This is a genomic window from Actinoplanes auranticolor (assembly GCF_018332655.1).
In the GTDB taxonomy this organism is placed as follows: domain Bacteria; phylum Actinomycetota; class Actinomycetes; order Mycobacteriales; family Micromonosporaceae; genus Actinoplanes; species Actinoplanes auranticolor.
The window spans coordinates 1-19,827 of record NZ_BOQL01000023.1 but is presented as its reverse complement, the minus strand read 5'-3'; the positions used below and the strand labels follow the sequence as shown (position 1 = coordinate 19,827).

The 19,827-nt window shown below is 69.9% G+C and carries 17 protein-coding genes and 1 pseudogene; 6 read left to right on the top strand and 12 right to left on the bottom strand.

Annotated elements, in window-relative coordinates:
* Window positions 1-14: 14 nt before the first annotated feature.
* The 6 genes from Aau02nite_RS14305 to Aau02nite_RS14280 all read right to left on the bottom strand — a co-directional run bounded on the left by Aau02nite_RS14305 (window position 15) and on the right by Aau02nite_RS14280 (window position 7,575).
* Window positions 15-1,349 (bottom strand): hypothetical protein, encoded by a 1,335-nt coding sequence (locus tag Aau02nite_RS14305; protein WP_212988901.1) that lies wholly within the window; start codon window positions 1,347-1,349, stop codon window positions 15-17.
* A gap of 26 nt (window positions 1,350-1,375) precedes the next feature.
* A complete protein-coding gene (locus Aau02nite_RS14300; RefSeq protein ID WP_212988900.1) occupies window positions 1,376-3,130 on the bottom strand; it encodes a VirB4 family type IV secretion system protein in 1,755 nt (584 codons plus the stop codon).
* Window positions 3,127-4,065: a PrgI family protein gene (locus Aau02nite_RS14295; protein WP_212988899.1), complete on the bottom strand. Its 939-nt coding sequence runs from the start codon at window positions 4,063-4,065 to the stop codon at window positions 3,127-3,129. Before Aau02nite_RS14295 ends, Aau02nite_RS14300 begins: the two co-directional genes overlap by 4 nt.
* Complete coding sequence (locus Aau02nite_RS14290; protein ID WP_212988898.1) at window positions 4,065-5,792, bottom strand: TrbL/VirB6 family protein; 1,728 nt, start codon at window positions 5,790-5,792, stop codon at window positions 4,065-4,067. Before Aau02nite_RS14290 ends, Aau02nite_RS14295 begins: the two co-directional genes overlap by 1 nt.
* A gap of 302 nt (window positions 5,793-6,094) precedes the next feature.
* Window positions 6,095-6,505 (bottom strand): pilin, encoded by a 411-nt coding sequence (locus Aau02nite_RS14285; protein ID WP_212988897.1) that lies wholly within the window; start codon window positions 6,503-6,505, stop codon window positions 6,095-6,097.
* A 254-nt stretch (window positions 6,506-6,759) separates the two neighbouring features.
* Window positions 6,760-7,575, bottom strand: coding sequence for a hypothetical protein (locus tag Aau02nite_RS14280; protein ID WP_212988896.1), 816 nt, complete (start codon window positions 7,573-7,575; stop codon window positions 6,760-6,762).
* A 718-nt stretch (window positions 7,576-8,293) separates the two neighbouring features.
* On the opposite strand from Aau02nite_RS14280, the gene Aau02nite_RS14275 reads away from it, so the two are divergent.
* The 3 genes from Aau02nite_RS14275 (at window position 8,294) to Aau02nite_RS14265 (ending at window position 11,359) form a co-directional block, all read left to right on the top strand.
* Window positions 8,294-8,986, top strand: a complete 693-nt coding sequence (locus tag Aau02nite_RS14275) for a hypothetical protein (RefSeq protein WP_212988895.1) — start codon at window positions 8,294-8,296, stop codon at window positions 8,984-8,986.
* Window positions 8,979-9,878, top strand: a complete 900-nt coding sequence (locus Aau02nite_RS14270; RefSeq protein ID WP_212988894.1) for a TRM11 family SAM-dependent methyltransferase — start codon at window positions 8,979-8,981, stop codon at window positions 9,876-9,878. Before Aau02nite_RS14275 ends, Aau02nite_RS14270 begins: the two co-directional genes overlap by 8 nt.
* A gap of 374 nt (window positions 9,879-10,252) precedes the next feature.
* Window positions 10,253-11,359, top strand: a complete 1,107-nt coding sequence (locus Aau02nite_RS14265; protein ID WP_212988893.1) for a tyrosine-type recombinase/integrase — start codon at window positions 10,253-10,255, stop codon at window positions 11,357-11,359.
* Between the two features lie 282 nt (window positions 11,360-11,641).
* Here the strand turns inward: Aau02nite_RS14265 and Aau02nite_RS14260 are convergent.
* The 5 genes and pseudogenes from Aau02nite_RS14260 to Aau02nite_RS14245 form a co-directional block, all read right to left on the bottom strand.
* A pseudogene (locus Aau02nite_RS14260) lies at window positions 11,642-12,142 on the bottom strand (cysteine peptidase family C39 domain-containing protein); the annotation flags it as partial.
* 12 nt (window positions 12,143-12,154) lie between these two features.
* Window positions 12,155-12,280, bottom strand: coding sequence for a hypothetical protein (locus Aau02nite_RS47340; RefSeq protein ID WP_281420984.1), 126 nt, complete (start codon window positions 12,278-12,280; stop codon window positions 12,155-12,157).
* On the bottom strand, window positions 12,281-12,436 hold the full coding sequence (locus Aau02nite_RS14255; protein ID WP_212988892.1) for a hypothetical protein: 156 nt from the start codon (window positions 12,434-12,436) through the stop codon (window positions 12,281-12,283).
* A 5-nt stretch (window positions 12,437-12,441) separates the two neighbouring features.
* Window positions 12,442-14,019, bottom strand: coding sequence for an SLC13 family permease (locus Aau02nite_RS14250; RefSeq protein ID WP_246595132.1), 1,578 nt, complete (start codon window positions 14,017-14,019; stop codon window positions 12,442-12,444).
* Between the two features lie 274 nt (window positions 14,020-14,293).
* The gene (locus Aau02nite_RS14245; protein WP_246595131.1) at window positions 14,294-14,902 is read right to left on the bottom strand and encodes a MarR family winged helix-turn-helix transcriptional regulator; all 609 of its coding nucleotides are present in this window, start codon (window positions 14,900-14,902) and stop codon (window positions 14,294-14,296) included.
* Between the two features lie 158 nt (window positions 14,903-15,060).
* Here Aau02nite_RS14245 and Aau02nite_RS14240 point away from each other — a divergent pair, with 158 nt between their 5' ends.
* The 3 genes from Aau02nite_RS14240 (at window position 15,061) to Aau02nite_RS14230 (ending at window position 18,532) form a co-directional block, all read left to right on the top strand.
* Window positions 15,061-16,032: an aldo/keto reductase gene (locus tag Aau02nite_RS14240; RefSeq protein WP_212988890.1), complete on the top strand. Its 972-nt coding sequence runs from the start codon at window positions 15,061-15,063 to the stop codon at window positions 16,030-16,032.
* Window positions 16,033-16,063: 31 nt separating this feature from the next.
* Entirely contained in the window at window positions 16,064-17,194 is a 1,131-nt protein-coding gene (locus Aau02nite_RS14235; RefSeq protein WP_212988889.1) for a Gfo/Idh/MocA family protein, read from the top strand.
* A 273-nt stretch (window positions 17,195-17,467) separates the two neighbouring features.
* Entirely contained in the window at window positions 17,468-18,532 is a 1,065-nt protein-coding gene (locus Aau02nite_RS14230; protein ID WP_212988888.1) for a cation-translocating P-type ATPase, read from the top strand.
* 427 nt (window positions 18,533-18,959) lie between these two features.
* Here the strand turns inward: Aau02nite_RS14230 and Aau02nite_RS14225 are convergent, their stop codons facing one another.
* Complete coding sequence (locus Aau02nite_RS14225; protein WP_212988887.1) at window positions 18,960-19,559, bottom strand: HD domain-containing protein; 600 nt, start codon at window positions 19,557-19,559, stop codon at window positions 18,960-18,962.
* Window positions 19,560-19,827: the final 268 nt, after the last annotated feature.

Sequence of the window (19,827 nt, the reverse complement as noted above, 5' to 3'; positions counted from 1 at the left end):
AGCGGGTGTGGTGGTCACGGGGCGCTCCACGGAGTCGTCCGGCTGGAAGGGGTGGAGGCAGGCCCGGCGCGGAAGACGTCGCGGCCTCCGGGCCTACGCCGCGACGCGGCAGCGGGTAGCCCGTGAGCGGCCGGTTCGGCGGGCAGCCCGGCCAGAGCGGCGGCTTCACCGACAGCGGCCAGACTCATCCGGGCCTCGGGCACCCACCGCTGCCCCGCCGCCGTGGCGCCTCGGCGCAGGCGCCGGCGGGTGAAGTGCGCCGACAGCAGCCCGAACCCGCTCGTGATGTCCGCGGCGGCGGCCAGAGCGGCGGCCTTGGTAGGGCCGGTTCCGGTGGCGTACACGGCGACGAGCAGGTGCGGGGCGGCGGCGAGTTTCCCGCGCGCCTGCCTCGCCAGGTCCGCCATGTACGGGTCAGCCGGGCCGGTACGCCGCCGGGTACTACTCGACGGGCCTGGTGTTACCAGGCTGAGCACGCCGAGGATTAGCGCGCGGAGCCCGTCCGCGAGTAGCCCGGCGGCGCGGGCGGTCCCCTGGGATTTGCGGGCGCGTTCCGGGTGGGTGGTGGCGCGGCGCAGCATCCGCAGCCGGTGCGCGGGGGCGCGGCTGATGTGGACTTGCAGCAGGCCGCCGCCGGTGCGCCCGGCCGAGGCGAGACCGTCGAACACCGCCCGCAGCCGGTCCTCGTCCGGCGGGGCGCTCTCCCAATGCCGGGAGCTGGCCGTGGAGGTGTCCTCGACCAGGGGAAGCCAGTCCGGCTGCGTCGGCCGGACGATGAGCGTGGTCGTGGTGCCGCCGGTGGAGATGCGGGGTGGCCGGGCCTGTTCGGCGCGGACGCCGGGCCAGCCCCGCTGCAGCATCCGCAGCACGGCGGTGGGGTTGACGCCCGGGGGTAGCCACAGCCCGGCGCGCATCCCGTGCGGGTCGGCCTCGACTTCCCACACGATGCGCGGCGGGCGCAGCGCCCACCGGCCTGGTGCGGGCAACGCCGTCGCGAGGAGCCGCCAGAGGCCGACGGTGGCGGCCGGGGTGGCGGTTACCGGTGGGACGATCTGCAACCAGCGAGCCTGCGCGGCGTGCTGGCGCCACACCCGCCGCCGCCACGCCCGCCACACCCAGATGAGCCCGACGAGGACGGCCAGCCCGGCGAGCAGCAACGGCCACCGGTCACGGATCAGCTCCCACACGGCGGCGGGGGCCGTGCGGCCCCAGGTGCCGCAGGCCATCTCACCGAATACGGAGTCGGGGATGCCGTCACGGCCGGGCACACACCCGGGCGAGAACGGGGCCGGGGATGGCGCGACCAGCAGTAGGGACGAGGCGTTGAACACCAGCGCAGAGGCAGACATGCGGGACTCCCGGTCGGTCGGGCGGATCACTGGCGGGTCGTGGATGGGCCGGTGATGACCAGGTCGTGTTCGACGTCGTCGGCGAGGCTGTGAAACGCCACCCGCGACGACCCCGACGCCAGGAGGGCGTCTCCGCGTGTGCAGGACAGCAGGAATGCCTGCTCGCCGTCGGTCAGCCCGAACGCCTCGGTGACCGCGTCGATGGCCTGCGGGGCTTGGCGCAGCAGCACCTGCGTCGCCGCGTTGGACACCACGGCCCGGCCGACGTCGGTGCCGAGCACGTCGGCGGCGTCCTGGGTGATCACGGACAATCCGGCGTTGTACTTGCGTGCCGATTTCGACAGCCGGAACAGGAACTGCGCGCCGAGGCCGGCGCGCAGCATCAGCCACGCCTCGTCCACCAGCACCAGCCGCCTGGTCGGCGTGCCGGTGCGGTTCGCTGTGCTGACGGTGCGCCAGATGGCATCCAGGATGAGTAGGGTGCCGACCGGCTTCAGTTCCTCTGGCAGGTCCTTGATCGCGTAGACGACCAGGTGCCCGTCCGGGGCGGTGGAGGTGGGGCCGTTGAACAAGCCCTTGAAACTGCCGGACACGTACGGGTACAGCCGGGCCGCGAGGACTCGTCCCGCGTCGCCCGCGTCCTGCAACGCGGCGGCGACGTCGGCCAGCAGCGGCGCGGGCCGCCGCCAGGTACGCGGGTCGGTGGTGATGCCCTTGCCCCGGTACGCGGCCAGGACCGCCACGTCCAGGGCGGCAGCTTCCTCCGGCGACACCCCGGACCCGCCGGTAAGCACCGCGACGAACGTCTGCAGGAACAGCGCCCGCCGCACGAGGGCGTCGTCGCCGTCCCCGGCGGACAGATCCAGGGGGTTGATCCGCACCCCGGGCACGCCGGGCCGGATGATCGTCCCGCCGACCGCCTGAGCCAGGCGCACGTATTCGTCTTCGGGGTCGATGACGAACGCCTCCACACCCAGGTACAGGTTGCGCAGCAGGTCGAGTTTGGCCAGGTAGGACTTGCCTTCACCGGAGCGGGCGAGGATGACGGAGTTGTAGTTCGACTGCGCCCACCGGTCCCACACCACAACACCCGGGCTGTGCAGGTTGAGGCCGTAGAGCACTCCCATGCCGGTCTCGGCGGCGGTGGTCGGCAGGTCCGGCGACGTGAACGGGAACGCGGCGGCCAGGGCGTCGGTGTCAAAAACCCGCTTCATGTTCAGGGCGTCGAAAGCCAAGGGCAGGCCGGTGATCCAGCCTTGCAACTGCCGCCACGTCGCCGGCGCGACATCCAGCAGCAGCGACGAGGCGAGCGCTTTGACCTCGGTCAGCCGGTCGGCCAGCTCCGACCCGCTGGCGGCGTGCACGGTCAGGTACAGGCCGAGGCGGAACAAGCGGGCCTCGCCCCGGGCGACACGGGAGGCCAGGTCCGCGGCATCAGCCGCCGCGGCGTCCAACTCGGGGTCATCGAGCCGGCCCTTGGTCGCGGTCTGCCGGCGGGACGCCTCGAACCGGCCCCGCTGCTTCCGCAACCGTTGAGAGGCCACGACCGGGGGGACGGGCTCGATATGCAGGGACACGTCCACCCGTCCCGGATAGGACAGCAGCGGCTCGAGCCAGCCGGGACCGACCTCGGCCGGGTAGCCGGTCACGGCCACGGCGGCGGAGTAGTCGTCCCCGACCCGCACGGACCGTCCCCCGACTTCGACGGCGTCGGGGCTGCCGGGGACGACCGTCCCCGTCGCGGGGACGGCGGCGGGACGACGGCGTGACAACAGATTCACAGCTCCTCACTTCCATCAGAATTCGGGACGGACGGTCCCCGCAGCGGGGACGGCGCGGCGGCGGGGTTGAGGGCGTCGGCCAACGTGGTGCATGCCTCGGCCGACCCGAGAACGGTCGCCGCGACTTCGCAGCCGGACAGCGCCCGGACGGTTTCGGCAGCCTGATGTGCGGTGTGGCCGGGGCTGCGGGTGCTGCGCACGGCGACGGTGACCTGCCGGTGCAGCAGCTCCCGCCGTGCGGCGAGGTCGTCGAGGAACCCCACGTGAGAGCGGGCCGCCTCTTCCAGGGCGGGGTGCGGCAGGCTCGGCGCCCGTGACAGCAGCCGATCGGCCAGATCAGTCAGGTCGACGCGTTGGGCGCGGACGAGGATCTGCGCCGGGCCGTCCAGGCTGTGCAGCCAGCGGGCGAACCCGGCGACCAGGCCGTTCTGCTCGGCCGGGGTGCGTAGCCCGAACGCCACCGTCGACGCGGCCACCAGGCCGGTGGTGCCGTCCGGGCCGAGGTCGATCAGACCGTCGGGCGTGATGCCTTTGGCGGGCAGGCGCAGCGGTGCGGGCAGCGGGAGCCGGTCACCCGGCCCCCGCGTGGTCGACACCCACCCGGGAGCCGGAGTGATCGGGCCGTCTGCCGGGACGAGCTGGTGCGGGGCACGCCGGTGACGCTCGGCGGCGAGCAGCCACCGGTCGAGGCTGATCCCGTCCCGGCGGCCGACCGCCAGGAAGAACCCGGTACCGGCGATCGGCAGCGCGCAGGCAATGAAGACCAACGGCGGCACCACCGTTGCCAGCGCGGTCCACGCCGCATAGAGCAGCAGGCCGATGACGGTCAGGATGACCAACTGCCGCCAGGTCAGATTGAACGCGACCCGGTCCTCCCGCTCGACATCAGCGGGCACGCGAGCTCTCAACGGTGCCTCGTCGCTCCGGCGACTCATCACTTATCTCCTCGGGGACGGCGCGTGGCAGGCGGCGGGGACGGCGGGGACGAAGCCGCCGGGGACGGGGACGGCGCGGCCGAGGGCGGGGACGGCGGTGCCGGGCGAAACACCGGAGATGCGCTGCCGGTTGGTCGCGGCCGAGACGGCGGCGGGCTTGCCGGTGAAGGTGCCGGGCGCGGGGACCGCCGCGCTGCTGAAGCCGGAGCCGGTGACGCCGTCGGTGTCCCGGTCACCGGTGGCGGACCGCCCGCGCTGGACGGGCGGGCAGCAGCCGCCCTTCGGGCCGCCGTGGGCCGCGTCTTCGGGGTCGGCGGTGCGGAGGAGAACACCGGCGTGACCGGGGCCGGGGGCCGGCGCGGCGCGCTCTGCGGTGCCTGCGGCGCGGAGAACGTCGGTGCAGATGCCGGGCCGGACGGTGTCGGGCTCGCCGGGGTCGGCGCGGCGCTACTGAAGGCCACCGGCGTCGGGCCTGCGGCGGGTCGTGACGAAGGCGGTTGGGCGGGGCTGGGGTGCGAAAACGATGCGGCCGGGGCCGGGCCGGTAGGGGCCGGGGCCGGGGTGCCCGGCTGTGCTGGATGACTGAACGCCGGTGCCCCGTTGGTGCCAGCAGGCACCGCCAACGGCGTCTGCGTGGTGGGGGCGTTACTGAACACCACTGGCCCGGTCGGGGACGGCCGGGACGGGGCGGGGCGCGGGGTAGTCGGGCGTGCGCCGCGTCCGCGCGGGGCGGGGACGGGCCGAGCGGTCCTCGTCGCAGTCCTCGTTCCCGACTGCGCTGTGCTGGTGGCGGCTCGGCCGCCTGCCTTGGCCGCGCCGGTGAGCCCGGCGGCGGCACCAAGGGTTTTGATCAGGACGAATGCCTGGATGAGTTGCCCGATCAATCCGCGGCCTTGGCTTTGCATCCCGATCGGGGCGAGGACGAACTGTTTCATCAGGCCGGGCACTTTGATCAGCAGCCACAGCATCGTGACGCAGACCAGCACTCCGAGCAGGCCACTCGTGGTGGCCGGCACCCCGAGCAACACCAGCCCGGACGGGGTGAGGAACACCTTGACGGTGCCCACCACGATTACCGCCTGGCCCATCTGCAAACCGAGGCACGCGGCGAAGGCCCGCCACCAGGTGTAGGCGATGCCCTCGGTCTGCGGACTGGCGTGACACACCATGGCCAGAGGTGCAATACCGAACAGCAGGACCAGCAGCGCCACGCGCAGGATGAACGTGATGACCACGACCAGGCCGAGGACCGCTACGGCGATGACCAGCAGGATGAGCAGGATGTTGGGTGAGGTGCCGGTCAGGGGTTGATCGAGGATGCCGGTGATGGCTTTGGCCGCGTTCGGGCCGTCGATCTCTTGCCCGGCGATGGCGGCGGTCAGGGCGTTGGTCGCCTCGATGGCCTTGCCGCACAGGATCAGGCTGATGTTCGAGACGACCGCGCCCACGGCGAGCCGGGGTGCGATCTGTTTGAACCCGTACTGGCTCTGCAAGGTTTCCCGGGACGCGAGGATGAACCCGCCGAGGACCACGAACAACACGTAGATGCCGTTCGCGACGATCAGACTCGTCGTCCAGACCGCCTTCACCTGCGGGTTGCCGGTGATATCCGGGGTGGACAGCGCGGTACTACCGAGCGCGTTCATGACCGGCTGCAGGCCGGTCTTGGCGACCCACAACAGGAACTCGTTAATGGCCTTACGAATCTGACCGGGGATGTCGAACATGCCCGGCTCGTCGTCCCCGGCATCGTCGGCGGGGACCGGGGACGGGGACGGCCCCGGGGACGGCGAGGGCGCGGGCGGGGACGACGGGACGGTCGGCGTCGGCCCGCCCGGCGGCGGTGCCGGGATCGGGGACGGAACGACCGGTGCGGGTGTCGGGGACGGTGCGCCCGGCGCGGGGACGGGCGCCGGGGACGGGTCGGCCCACGCCGGTACCGCGAAGGCGAGACCGAGGATCACGCCGACGCTGAGGACGGCGAGCCCCAGCAGCCGTACCCGGCGGCGGGACGGTGAGGTGGGGATCATCAGGCCACCCACCCGCCGACGATGGTGACGATCAGCGGTGCCAGCAGAGCTCCGGCGTAGCCGATCGCGGCGCTGCGGAAGGCGAGCTTGCCGCGCTCGACCTCGCCGGGCTCACCGCTGATGTAGCGCAGGAACCCGACGGTCAGGCACAAGGTGGCCCAGCCACCGAGGATCCCCATCAGCCAGACCCGGATGTTATTGACGACCTGATCGATCGAGGCGGCGGCCAGCACAACCGTTCCCGGGTCAGCGGCAGCTTGCGCCGTTCCGGCGCAGGTCAGGACCACCAAGGCGGTGATACCGGTCGCCGTGGTGAGCAGTCGCACGGTGCGGGGCAGACGTCGCCCGCGCCGGTCGGTGACCGGCCGACGCGGGGTCGGGGTGGGGCGGTGCAAAGGGTGGCGGTTCATGGAACGTGGGCACCTCCAGGCAGCCCGGCCCCACACCCCCAAGGTGTGGGGCCGGGCGAGCGAATGTGCGAAAGAGGTGGTGACCTCGTGACCGGCGCGGTGGCCGTCCTCCTTCGAGAGGTGTCGGCGGGCCGTTGCGGGTGTCAGCGCCGTCAGCGGGGCCGGTCGAACGAGGTCACCAGGTGCGGAAAAGTCCCGCACTAAGAGATACAGATTTGGGCCTTGTTTTCGACATCGGGCTGTAACAGCGCAGGTCAGAAGCCTTGCCCCGGGTCGGATGCGAGGGTCATCGTGGCCTCGGCGATCACGGCTGCGTCCTCGTCGGACAGCACGCCTGCGCGGATCGCGGCGACCAGGCGCTCCTCGGCGCGGTCCCGGGCCTTGTAGACCGCCTTGACCGCCTTGCCCAGGCCCTGCGCGTAGCCGGCCACCGACACGCCCTCCAGGCGGGTCGCACCGATCAGCTCCGCCTCGAAGGCCGTAATCACCCCGACCGTGACCGCACGGGCCAGCGCCAGGTCCGGATTCCCGGCCGTCGGCGCGGACACCGGCAGCTCCACCGGCGTCTTCGGACGCGCCTGGTCGGCGCGCAGCGCCGCGCGGGCGGCGGTGAACGTGGCGCTGAGCAGCCTCTGCGCCACCCGCGGACCGCCCACCTTCATGCTGCGCAGCGCGACGACGAAGGCGGTCAACAGCTCGGCCTGCACGTCACCGGACAAGCCACGCAGCCGGTACGCCGCCGAACGCAGCCCCGGCAGGGCGACTCCGACCACGCCCACGACCCAGGCCGGGCCGTCGGTGCGGGCACGCTCGATCAGCAGCCGCCACACCCGGTCACTCGCGGCGTAGCCGCAGGACGGATGCATCAGAATCGCGGCCAGCTCCGACAGTGCGATCCGCCGGGCGGGAAGGCCCCCGTCGAGGGCGGCACCGTCGACCGACAGCGGCCCGGGGCCGGTGGTGATCAGCCGAAACGCGGTCGCGGCGACGTCGAAGGGCTGCTCACCGAGCACCAGAGCCGGTGCGTCCGAACCGGTGGTGGGCAGCAGGGAACGGATGGACTCAGACATGGAAGATCCCCCGAGAACGTGGGTGTGGGATGCCGGCGCCTCGAAAGGGCGTCCGGCGGGAACTGCTCCCATCCCGCCACTCGGGTGTCACAGATCTTGAACACTGTGGATCTTGTTCAAGGGTCACGCCATGTGTTCAACCCCCGTGCTAGCGCACGGGCCGGACCTCCAAAGGCGACACGCTGCCCGCCCACCGGTACGCAGTGCGGTGACGGCTGACCAGCGTGTTCAACCCCTGTCACACGAGCACGCATCGCTGACCCTCGGTCGCCGCAGACATGCCGTGAACATCAATGCCCGCCTCCACCACAGGTGGCCCTCGGCGGCCCCGAGCGCGCCGAGTGGGTGGGATGTGTTCAACCCCCGAGCGAGTGACGAGCCCGCTCCGGCAACCCTAGATGATCTTGTTCAACCCTCAAGTCGATCTTGTTATAAGTGTTGTTGATCTAATTCGATCTCGAAGGTGATCTTGTTATAGGAGACGCCTGATCTTGTTCACGGTGGTGGCGGTCACCGCCTCCCGGCAGACGGAGAACCGACACCGCGCCCGGAGCCTGACCTGCGTGTTCAACCCTGAGTCGATCTCGCTACAGATACCTCGACCGCGGTGTTGCCGGGTGCGGGCGAGCGTCCGAGGCACGGGCCGATGTCGAAAACGGGCCCGGAATCTGTATCTCTTTATGTCAGCGTTCGTCGGCGGACATGGCCCACCGCACTCATGCCGCAGACCCACCCCACCGACACCCGCCCGACCCGGGCACCCGTCGGACTGTTCCTGCACCCGACCCACACATACCGCCCCACCGACTCGGCCGGGCGAGCCTTGCCCGACTGGTACGGCGTCCACCCGGACCACGTCGCGCACCTCATCGCCCGCTACACCCGCGCCGGCGACACCGTGCTCGAAACCGACGGCCACCCGACCGTGGCCGCCGCCGCCGAGCACCTGCACCGCTACCCCGGCATCGCGGTCACCGATGGTGAACACCCGCCGGTATGGCCGGAGACCCTCGACGGCCAGTCGGCGGTCACCATCCGGCACGACGCCGGGCTCGTTCTGGCGACCCTGCCGCGCCTGGACATCGACACCCGCGACGTCCACGACCTGAGCCGGGCGCTGCATTCGTGGCAGGAGCTGCTACGACCCGGCGGGTTCCTCGTCGTGCTGCTCGCCGCCGGGCTGGGCAACGGAGCCCCGGCACCTCGCTCGACCGTCATCGCCGCCGCCCGCACCGCCGGGCTGCTCTACCACCAGCACATCCCGGCCCTACTCGTGCGCCTGCCCGAGGTCGAGCCGCGCACCGACCCGCGCCCGGCCGACCGGCCGCCGCTCATCGGAGGCCGTCACGTTCGCGCGCACCGAGATCTCGTCGTCTTCGCATCGATCACCCCGGAGGCCACCGATGCCTGATTCCCCCACGACCGGCCGCCTCACAGGTCCGGCTGAGACGGCCGTCCTCCTCGCCCAGGGCTACCCCGGCTCGGTGTGGCTCACCGGGCAACAGCCCTCCCGCGAGCTGCGCAAGGGACGGTACGGCCCCGAGTCGATCACCCACCCGGGCAAGATGCTGCCCACCATCGCCCGCTACGCCATCAACACCTACACCCAGCCCGGCGACACCGTGCTCGACCCGATGGCAGGCATCGGCACCACCGTGGTCGAAGCCATGCACCTCGACCGCCACGGCATCGGCGTCGAGTACGAGGACCGGTGGGCGAAGCTGGCCGCCGTCAACATCGCCCTTGCCATCACCAACGGGGCTACCGGAACCGGGCAGGTCTACACCGGCGACTCCCGGCATCTCCCCTCGCTGCTACCGCCGCAGATCCGCGGGACGGTCGCGCTCGTCGTGACCTCACCGCCATACGGGCCGTCCACCCACGGCCACGTCCGCACCCCCGGTGCCCGGCGCGGCAAGGTCCGCAAGCTCCACCACCGTTACGGCGACAGAGACAACCTCGCCTACCGCGACCACGACACCCTCGCCGAAGGCTTCACCGACATCCTCGCCGGATGCCGGACCGTCCTGCGCCCCGGCAGACACGCCGCCGTCACTGCCCGCCCCTACCGCCGGCACGGCGAACTCGTAGACATCCCCGGCATGGTCGTCGCCGCCGGACAGACGGCCGGGCTCGAACTGGTCGAGGAATGCGTCGCGCTGATGGCCGGCGTCCGCAACGGGCTCCTCGTGCCTCGCGCCTCGTTCTTCCAGCAGAAGAACGTCCGCGACGCCATCGCCACCGGCGATCCGCAATGGCTCTCCCAGCACGAAGATGTGCTGATCTTTCGGCGGACACACTGATGAGCCCAAGCCGAGAACGCGAACTTGCCTCCGGACGCCACGCGGCTGGAGCCCAGACGTCCTCAGCAGATGCCCCGGTCGATGGTCGGCTCTACACAGCAGAGCAAGCTGCCGCATTCCTTCAGGTCAGCCCGTGGTGGTTGCGCAAGAAGGCAACGGCCCGCCAAGTGCCGTGCACATTCGTCGGCCGCTACCTGCGCTTCTCAGCAGCAGACCTACACCACATCATCCGAGCCGGCGGCCGTCTGCCCACGAACTGAGCCGTCTGCCTCTGCCCTAGATCAACAGGCTTGATCCCTCCCCCGTCCGGCACGTCCATGGACCTGACCACTACCACGGTCACCCCACCATCCGTACGACATCAGGGAGCTCACATGGCATGGGCTGAACGACGCGGTGACGGCTACCGGGTCCGCTACCGGCGACCCAACGGCACGGTCGGCACCGACAGCACCCATCCCACCAAAAAGGCTGCTCAAGCCCGCGCCAATGCCGTCGACACCGAACAACAGCAGGACACCTACGTCGACCCCAGCGGCGGCAAGATCACCCTCCGCGAATGGGCCGACACGTGGTTGGAGGCTCACCACGTCAGCGCCAACACCACCGCGAAGTACAACACCTACCTCCGTGTCCACATCCTGCCGCGGTTTGGCGACACGTCGCTCAACACCATCAGCCGAATGATGGTCAAGAGTTGGATCAAGGACCTGAGCCAGCATCGAGCATCCGCCACCGTGACCGATATCCTCGCGTTGCTGTCCATGCTCATGGGCGAAGCCGTCGAGGAACGCCGCATCGCCGTCAATCCGTGCCGACGACTCCGCCCCGCGGCCGACCTCAAGCCCGAACGCCCCTGGGCCACTCCCGCACAGGTCCTCGCCATCGCCAGCCACCTCAACACAGCGGAGGCCACCCTAGTCATCACCGCCGCCTACACCGGCATGCGCTGGGGCGAACTCGTCGGCCTCCAACGCCACAACTGCAAACTCGATGCCGCCCGCATCCACATAGATCCACAGCAGGGCGCCCTGCACGAGATCGCCGGCAACCTCGAACTAGGAGCGCCGAAGACCCCAGCCGCCGTCCGCACCATCCTGCTGCCACCATTCCTGGTAGCCCGGCTTCGCGAGCACCTTGACAGCCACGACCACTCCCACGTATTCGTAGGCGCCGACGGCGGGCTCTACCGCCGGTCCAACTTCAGCCGCCGCTACTGGCGCCCCGCCACAGACGGCGACCCTCGCAAGGTCATCGCTCCCGTCATCCCCGGCATGCACTTCCACGACCTCCGACACACCCACAAGACCTGGATGATCGAAGACGGCGTTCCCGAGGTGGCCCAGGCCAAGCGACTAGGCCACCGGCTGCCCGGAATCCGCGGGATCTACAGCCACGTCAGTCCCATCGTCGAACAGCGACTCGTCGAAGGCCTACAGAAGCGATGGGAGACAACCGCCCAACCCCGGCCCGAACGATGACCACGTTCACGACATAGTGGCGCTCACCCAGGGAGCGTACAAATCAACCTCAGGAGAGGTCACCCGTAGATGACCGGCGCTGCTCCCCAGCTGCTCCCAAAACCATGACAAAACACCCGCCATCATGATTCATGATGGCGGGTGTTTTCGCAGGTCGATCTAGGTGTGGGCGATACTGGGATCGAACCAGTGACCTCTCCGGTGTGAACGTAGGTGTCATACCGGCAGCGGGGGTCGACCGGCCAGGTGGCGGTGCGGAAAGCCGTCCTGGCCGGCCTGCTGTCACCGCGGACCCGTCCGTCCACCCCGGCCTAGAAGTACAGGTACGCCTTCGTCACGAGCTGGCACAGGTAGTCGAAGCGGATGATCCGGGTCGAACCTGGGCCAGCCGGAAGCCGGATCGATGATGGAGACGATGCGCCTCGTGGGCTCGTAGCCGGAGATGACGAACCAGTGGTCGACCGGGTCCCTGGACGTGTTGGTCCAGTCGTCCGGCTCGTACGGGCTGTCCGCCGGCGCCACCACGCTCACGATCGGCGGCGTCCAGTTGCTGACACCGTTCTCGATCCGGCGCCAGAACTGCTCACGCAGGGCGACCGACCTGTGCAGCCCGCCCCGGGACTCGATGTCCTCGAGGCCGTAGACGTTCTCCCCGAACCAGCGGTCCGCGCCGTTGAGCATCTGCCAGCGGTCGGTGCCGCCCGAGTCGGTCCCGCCATACGACGCGATCGTTCCCTGGCTGGGCAGGCTGTCGTACCAGGCGGAGAGCGCGATACGCAGAGCCGCCGGCCCGCATCAGTTGTCGTACGTCTGCTTCTGCCAGACCAGCGGGATCTTCACCGGTGCGGCAAGGGCCAAGCTGGGAGGACTCAACGCACCCGTGCCGGCGGCGGCCGCTCCCAGCAGCGGAAGGGTCAGCAATCAGCGTCGGTTCATCGACGGCATCCTCTCGACGAACGTCGTCGGCGGTTCGGACAAGTGCTTGAGGCGGCGGGTCGCGGCGTGTTGCGCGGTGCGGGCGACGGCCGTCACCTCTTTGCCGAGTCCGTCGCCGGGGATCACCGCGATGCGCTTCACGCAGCTCACCCCCCGAGCCCGACGAGGGCGATCATCAGTGGCAGGAGGAGCAGGATGAGGATGGCGCCGAGGACGTCGAACGACGCGCCGGAACGGATCATCGTGGTGATCGGCACGACGCCGGAGCCGTAGACGACCGCGTTCTGCGGCGTGGAGACCGGCAACATGAACCCGAACGACGCGGCGAAAGTGGCGGCGAGCGCGGGCACCAGCGGGTTGATGCCCGCCGCCGCGGCGATCGGGATGATGATCGGCACCACCACGGCGGCGGAGGCCGTGTTGCTGGTCGTCTCCGAGATGACGATCGCCAGCACCACCGCGAACGCCGTGATGGCGAACGTGCTGGCCAGGCCCAGCGCGTTGGCGCTGGACGTGCCGATCGTCTCGGCCAGGCCGGTGTCGTCCAGCAGCGAGCCGAAGATGATGCCCGTGCCGAACAGCACGATCGTGCCCCAGTCGATGCGCGCGGCGTCGCTCCAGTTGAGGGTGAACTCACGCTTGCCCCAGTCGGTGGGCAGCAGGAACAGCAGCGACGCGCCGAGCACCGCGACGATGCCCTCGTTGAGCCGGCCGCTGACCGTCTCGTACACGGCCGAGTCGTTGCCCGCGACCACCGCCACGATGCCCGGGACGATCCACAGCGTGACGGTGACCGCGAACGCGACGAGCGTGTTGCGTTCCGCGCGTGACAGCGGCCCGAGCTTGGCGCGCTCGGCCGTCACGTACTGCTCGACGCCCTCGATCCGCCGGATCTCCGGCTTGTTGAGCAGCAACAGGACCAGGGCGAGGACGACGAACATGCCCAGGCAGATCGGCGCGGCCACGGCCATCCACTGGGCGAACGAGATCCGGGTCCCGGTCGCCTCCTCGATCAGGCCGCGGCCGATCAGATTGGGCGGGCTGCCCACCGGGGTGAGCAGCCCGCCGACGCTGGCGCCGTACGCGAGCATGAGCATGAGCGCGGCGCCGACCCGCAGCCGGGTCGGGTCGAAGCCCTCGCCGGCCAGGCCACGGTCCTGCATCAGCTTCGCGATGACCGCGAGGATGCCGAGCGCGGTGGGCAGCAGCATCGCGACGGTGGCGGTGTTCGACACGAAAGCCGACAGGAGGGCGGTGATGACGCCGAACGCCACGATCACCCGCGCGGTGGTGCGCCCCACGCCGGGAAGAGACAGCACCCGGAACGCGAACCGGCGGGCCAGCCCGTGCCGCAGCATGGCCTGAGCGAGGATGAACGCCCCGATGAAGGTGAAGACCGTCGAGGAACCGAACGGCTGCAGCACCTCGGCGGCCGGGGCCACCCCCATGATGACGATGAAGCTGACGCCGATCAGTCCCCCGATCGGGATCGGCACCGGCTCGGTGATCCAGAGCACGATGACGCCCAGGAGCAGGCCGGCCAGCGTCTGCTGGCTGGGCGAGATGCCGAGCGGCAGGGCCAGGAAGATCAGGGTGACGATCGGCGCGAGAAACAGACCGACGGTACGCCGGCCGCGCTCGAAGCGCTCCTCCTTGTCGGACAGCCGTTGCTCACCCAGGCTGCGGTACGTACCGCCGCCGAGCAGCGCCTGATCGACATCCACCCTGGTTCCGGATTCATCTGTTGCCGACATGATCACCACCAGCAGTGATGGGCGTCACTTGATCCCTGATGGTAGTGCCGATCGGGTCTTCCCGCGATGCGGCATGAAAGTAGGGCTACTCGGCAACAGAGATGACGGCCGGGTGATCGGCCGCCGGCCGGCAGCTGGACACCGTGGATCATGAGTCGCTGCTGTCGATCAACGGAAGAGTCACGCTCGGATCGCGCATCCCTGGAACACGGTCAACGACGCTGCCGACCAAGCCGTCCCAGGACTAAAGCGCTTCGTCAGGCTCGGCGTCAGACCTTCTGCGGTTGATGGCGGCACTGACGGCGGTGCCGATGCGGCGCAGTGCCGCCAGTTCGTGCGGCTCGAGCTGGTCAATCAGGTATTCGCGGACCGCGGCGACATGCCCCGGCGCGGCAGCCACCACCTCGCGGTAGCCGGCCTCGGTCAGCGTGGCGACGGTGCGGCGCCCGGCGCCGGGAACCCGGGCCCGTCCGATCAGTCCACGTTTCTCCAGCCGTCCGACGACGTGCGACAACCGCGACAGCGACGCCGAGGTCCGGGCGGCCAGGTCGCTCATCCGCAGTGTGCGTTCCGGTTGCTCGGACAAGACCGACAGCACCATGTATTCGAAGAACGTCAAGGGTGTCTCACGCTGCATCCGGGCGTCCAGGGCGGCCGGCAGGCTGATCATGATCGCGGAGTTCGCCCACCACGCCGCCAGCTCGTCCTCGTTCAGCCAGCGCGTTCCGGTAGCCGGCTCCTTGGACTGACCCGCACCCGACTCCGGTTCGGTGGCCCTCTGCGTCGCCGACGCCTCGCTGGTGGCACCCGGCCCCGGGTGGGCACGCCTGCTGTGCGCTGTCGTCTTGGCCATGCGACAACCATAACGCACGTTGTTGACGTATCAAGTTCAGGCATGCTTTGATGTTGACGCATCAAGTTCGCATCTCGGCACGGCGTGATGCGCCTCGACCGTCCGCCACCACTCACCGCCGCAGAACGCGGCGCAATGATCAAGAAGAGGGACCGAACATGCAGATCACCCGTCTAGGCGGACTCGAGGTACCGCGTATCGGCCTCGGCACCATGGGGATGTCGGCGTTCTATACCGGCGCCGGGCGCGACGAGAGTGAGTCGATCCGCACCATCCATCGCGCCTTGGAACTCGGTGTCATACATCTGGACACCGCCGAGGTGTACGGGCCCTATGTCAACGAAGAACTGGTCGGCCGCGCGATCAGGGGCCGCCGGGACGACGTCGTTCTCGCCACCAAGTTCGGCCTCGTCTCGCACACCGGCAGGCCGGGCATGGACAGCACGCCCGCCAACATCCGCGCCGCGATCGACGGTTCACTGCGGCGGCTCGGCACCGATCGCATCGACCTGTACTACCAGCACCGGATCGACCCCGGCACACCCGTCGAGGAAACGGTAGGAGCCCTCAGCGAGTTGGTGGCCGCCGGCAAGGTACGCCACATCGGGCTGTCCGAGGCCGGCGCGGCGACGATCCGGCGGGCTCACGCGATCCATCCGCTGGCCGCCGTGCAGACCGAGTACTCCCTGTGGACGCGCGATCCCGAGGCCGACATCCTGCCGACCCTGCGTGAGCTCGGGATCGGTCTCGTCGCCTACTCCCCTCTCGGGCACGGCTTCCTCACCGGCACCATCCGCACACTCGACGGCCTGGACGCCGGCGACTGGCGTCGCACCAACCCCCGGTTCACCGGTGACAATCTCACCCGCAACCTGCGGATCGTCGACGAGGTGCGCGAAGTCGCCGCCGAGATCGGTGCCACACCCGCACAGGTCGCCCTGGCCTGGCTGCTGGCTCGAGGAGACGGAATCGCACCCATCCCGGGCACCAGGCGGGCCGACCGGCTCGAGGAGAACACCGCCGCCGACAGCATCCCGCTCACTGCCGGCCAGGTCGCCCGTCTGGACCACCTGGCCCCGGCATCCGGCGATCGCCACGCCGAGGCCGACATGGCCGTGATCGACCACTGACACAGCCGAAACCGGGTGGCACCGAAAGGTCGTGCCACAAACCGCAAGAAGACAAACGGAGCGTACTTCCATGTCAGACACAGTGATTCGCGTAGGCATCATCGGGGCGGACACCAAGGCGAGCTGGGCCGGGGCATCGCACATCCCCGCGCTGGCGGAACAGCCGCAGTACACCCTGGCCGCCGTGGCGACCCGCCACGAGGAAAGCGCCCGCGGCGCCGCCGAAGCCTTCGGCGCCGAGCGCTGGTTCGCCGATCCCCTGGAGCTCATCCGCGACACGTCGATCGACCTCGTCACCGTGGCCGTCAAGGTTCCGGCCCATCGTGACCTCGTGCTCGCGGCCCTCGCCGCGAACAAAGCCGTCTACTCAGAATCCCCGCTCGGTGCGACCGTCGCGCAAGCAGAAGAAATGGCCGCCGCGGCGGGCCCGCTGCACACCGCGATCGGCCTGCAGGGCCGTCTGAACCCGTCGGTGCGCCGCGCGGCCGAGATCATCGCAGGTGGCCGGCTCGGACGGCTGCTGTCGGCCCGGGTCGCTGCGACGACCTTCGGCAACGGCCCGGAGTCGACGAGCGCGTACGAGTACTTCGACAAGGCAGCGGCCGGAGCCGGCTTCCTGACGATCGCCGCGGGCCACGTGCTGGACGTGCTCGAAGCGGTCCTCGGTGAGATCACCGACATCGACGCCCGCACGGAAATCCTCTGGCCCCAAGTGAAGCTGGCCGACACCGGCGCCACCTCCGTCCGAGAGGTCCCGGATCACCTCGACGCCATCGTCAAGACCGCCTCGGGCGCCCCTGTGGGGGTGCAGATCCTGGCCGGCGTCCCCGTACCCGATGCCCACTTCAGCCTCGAAGTCCGCGGGTCGGACGGCTGGCTGAACCTGACCGGCAACCACCCCGCGGGCGTTCAGGTCGGCGACCTGACGCTGTCGTCAAGCGTGGATTTCGAAGCTCCCGACCGCCCCGTCGCCACCGGCGCCGGCCCGGCCGCAGCCGACATCTGGACCGGAGCATCCATCAACGTGGGCGAGGTCTACGCCAGCCTGGCCCGCGATATCGCGAACGGGACTCACCACACCCCGGGCTTCCACCATGCCGCCCACAACAGCCGGCTCATCGCACGAGTCGAACAGGCTGCCCGCACCGGTATCCGGCAGTGACGGTGTCTCCCATGTCGAACCGGCGGAAGGACGGAAGGACGGACCATGCTGCACCTGATCCCCTGGTAGCCGTCCGTGGCCAACCTCCCGCACCGTCCGGTGTCGGAGATTGAGGGCATCCGCCGTTGAGAGAACCGCCGAAGCCGCCGACGGAATGCCGGATGAGCGGTAGCGTGCGCTACGCCACCGTTGTTGCCGAGGCAGACTTCGGTCTGCCGGCTGTCGTCTTTCGGCCGCTGCGAGCGCGCTCCGCACGAGCCTAGGGTCGGCGCCATGACCGGTAACCGGGCACGTCCCCACCGTCTGTTGCTCGTAGGCGGGTTGTTCCTGCTCGCGCCCCTGGTCGGCGAGTACCTGTTCGGGAACATCGCCATCACCGAACTGCCGTTCGTCCTCGTGCTCGCCTCGTTGTACGGCGGCGGCGCGGTGCTGATCCGCGAAGTGGCTCGCCGCACCGGCCGCGGGTGGCCCACGATGCTGCTGCTTGCCCTCGCCTACGGGCTGTTCGAGGAGGGCCCGGTCGACCAGATGCTGTGGAACCCGCACTACGGCGGCATCAAGGACTTCGGCCTGTCCTACGCAGGCACCTACGTGGAGTGGCTGGGCACGAGCGTGCAACTTCTGCAGGACGTGGTTTCGCTGCACACGGTGTGGAGCATCTGTGTGCCGATCGCCCTCGTGGAGGCGTTCGACAGGGGCCGGCCGAGGCCGTGGCTCGGCCGGACCGGGCTGATCATCGTCGCGTCGGTATTCGTCCTCGGCTCGTTGTTCCTGGCGGTCGCGCAGATCGATGCGGACGGGTTCGTCGCCTCGGCCGCCCAGTACGCCGGGACCAGCGCCGTGATCCTCACGCTGGTGGTGGCGGTCTTCGTCGTCGACCGTCGGCCGCTGCCCCGCCTCGATGCCACCGCCCCGAGCCCATGGCTGGTCGGCGCCTTCTCCTTCGTGGCTGCCGGCCTGGTGGTGGCACGTCAGTACCTGCCCGAGTCCGTGTCTGCCTGGCTGGTCGCGACCGGCTGGTTCGTGCTCGTCGCGTTCGCCGGAGCGCTGGTGCTGCGGTGGTCGCGCAGTCGCGGCTGGGGCGGCCAGCACCGGCTCGCGCTCGCCGGCGGTGCGCTGCTCACCTACGCCTGGCTCGGCTTCCAGCAGGCGAGGTACCTTGACGTGTCTCGAACGACCGCCCTGATCGGCAACGCCGTCTTCGGCATCGGCGCGGTCGGGCTACTGATCCTCGCGGCACGCCGGCAGAGAAGCGAAGGCGCACAGCCGGTGGCCGATCAGCCCGACGTCACCCCGCCCGGACGGGATGCAGGCTCGCCGTCGCCACCAGCCCTCTGACCGTCGACCGCAGGGACTTTCCGGATTCATGAGACGCCACCCGGCCGTGAGCGCTCTCAACGCGCAGCCCGCACCCCCCGTGGTGGAAGAAGCCGTCCGCGTTCGGGATCATCCGGTTCGGTCACCGCTGGCTGCTGGACCTTGCGCGCCGAGTCAGGCAGGATGTCGGCGCTCCGACACCGCGGCCAGGAGCCAGCCCCGTGCGAATGGCAGACCACACCGCCCGAATATGCACCCTGTCGCCACTCAACGGCGGGCCTGGACGGCAGTCGCCATCGAGGCGGATTCCACCGATCTGCCAGAGCTACCGCCGGAATCACCTGCGGCTGCATCGGCCCGCTCACGACGAACCCCCGCACGGTTCAGCGGCGGAATCTCCTCAGTGTCACCTCGGACAAGCCCGCGGCACCGCAGACCCTTCGATCCGTCACCGCTGCGCGTCCTCCGGCCAATAGCCCTCCCGGTCGGCGACCGCGTACAGGTGATCCACCATCGTGGTGACGACCGGGTCGAAGTCGCGGGCGGTGCCCATCCGCGCGTACGTCTGCTCCCGGCGCGTTCCGTGCTCGCGCCAGTCCCGCCCGGACGAGAGGATGCTCTGGTTGAATGCCTGAAGCCGGTCGAGTGACTTGGCGAACCGCGCCTCCGGCGTAACCGCCTCCTCGAACTCCAGCCACCAGCCCTTGACCTTTGCGCCGAGATCGGGCGGGAGCATCCCGAACAGTCGCTCCGCCGCCGCGAGTTCCTTGGCGTACTGGGTTTCGCCGGCGTAGTCGAACGCATACGAGTCCCCGGCGTAGATCTCGACCAGGTCGTGCACCAGGATCAGTGCGAGCACGTGCGCCCGGTCGACCTTCACGTTGATCTCGTCGGCCAGCAGCAGCGCGAAGAGCGCCATGTGCCAGGCGTGCTCGGCGTCGTTCTCACGCCGCCTCCCGCCGGTCAACCACCCCTGCCGCTCGATCGTCTTGAACTGATCGCAGACCTGGAGGAATTCGAGGATCGCTCGATGCCGGTCGTTCAACACTTCATGCTCCTCAGCCGGTGTCCCGCGCGGTGCGGGCCCGGCATCGTGGTCAGAACAGATCGGAACATGCTTGCGCAGCGTCTCCTGGACCGGAGCCGCAGGGTCAGGGAGGACACGTCGTGTCGCGGTCGGCGTCCGCTTCCCCGGAGGGGATCGTTGTGGCTGTGCGCTGGTACCCGCGCTACGGGCTGAGTACCAGCCACTCAAGGACCTGCGCCGCCAGCACTCTCGCCTCAGGGCGGGTCTCAGTGCCTGTCCGGAAACTTGT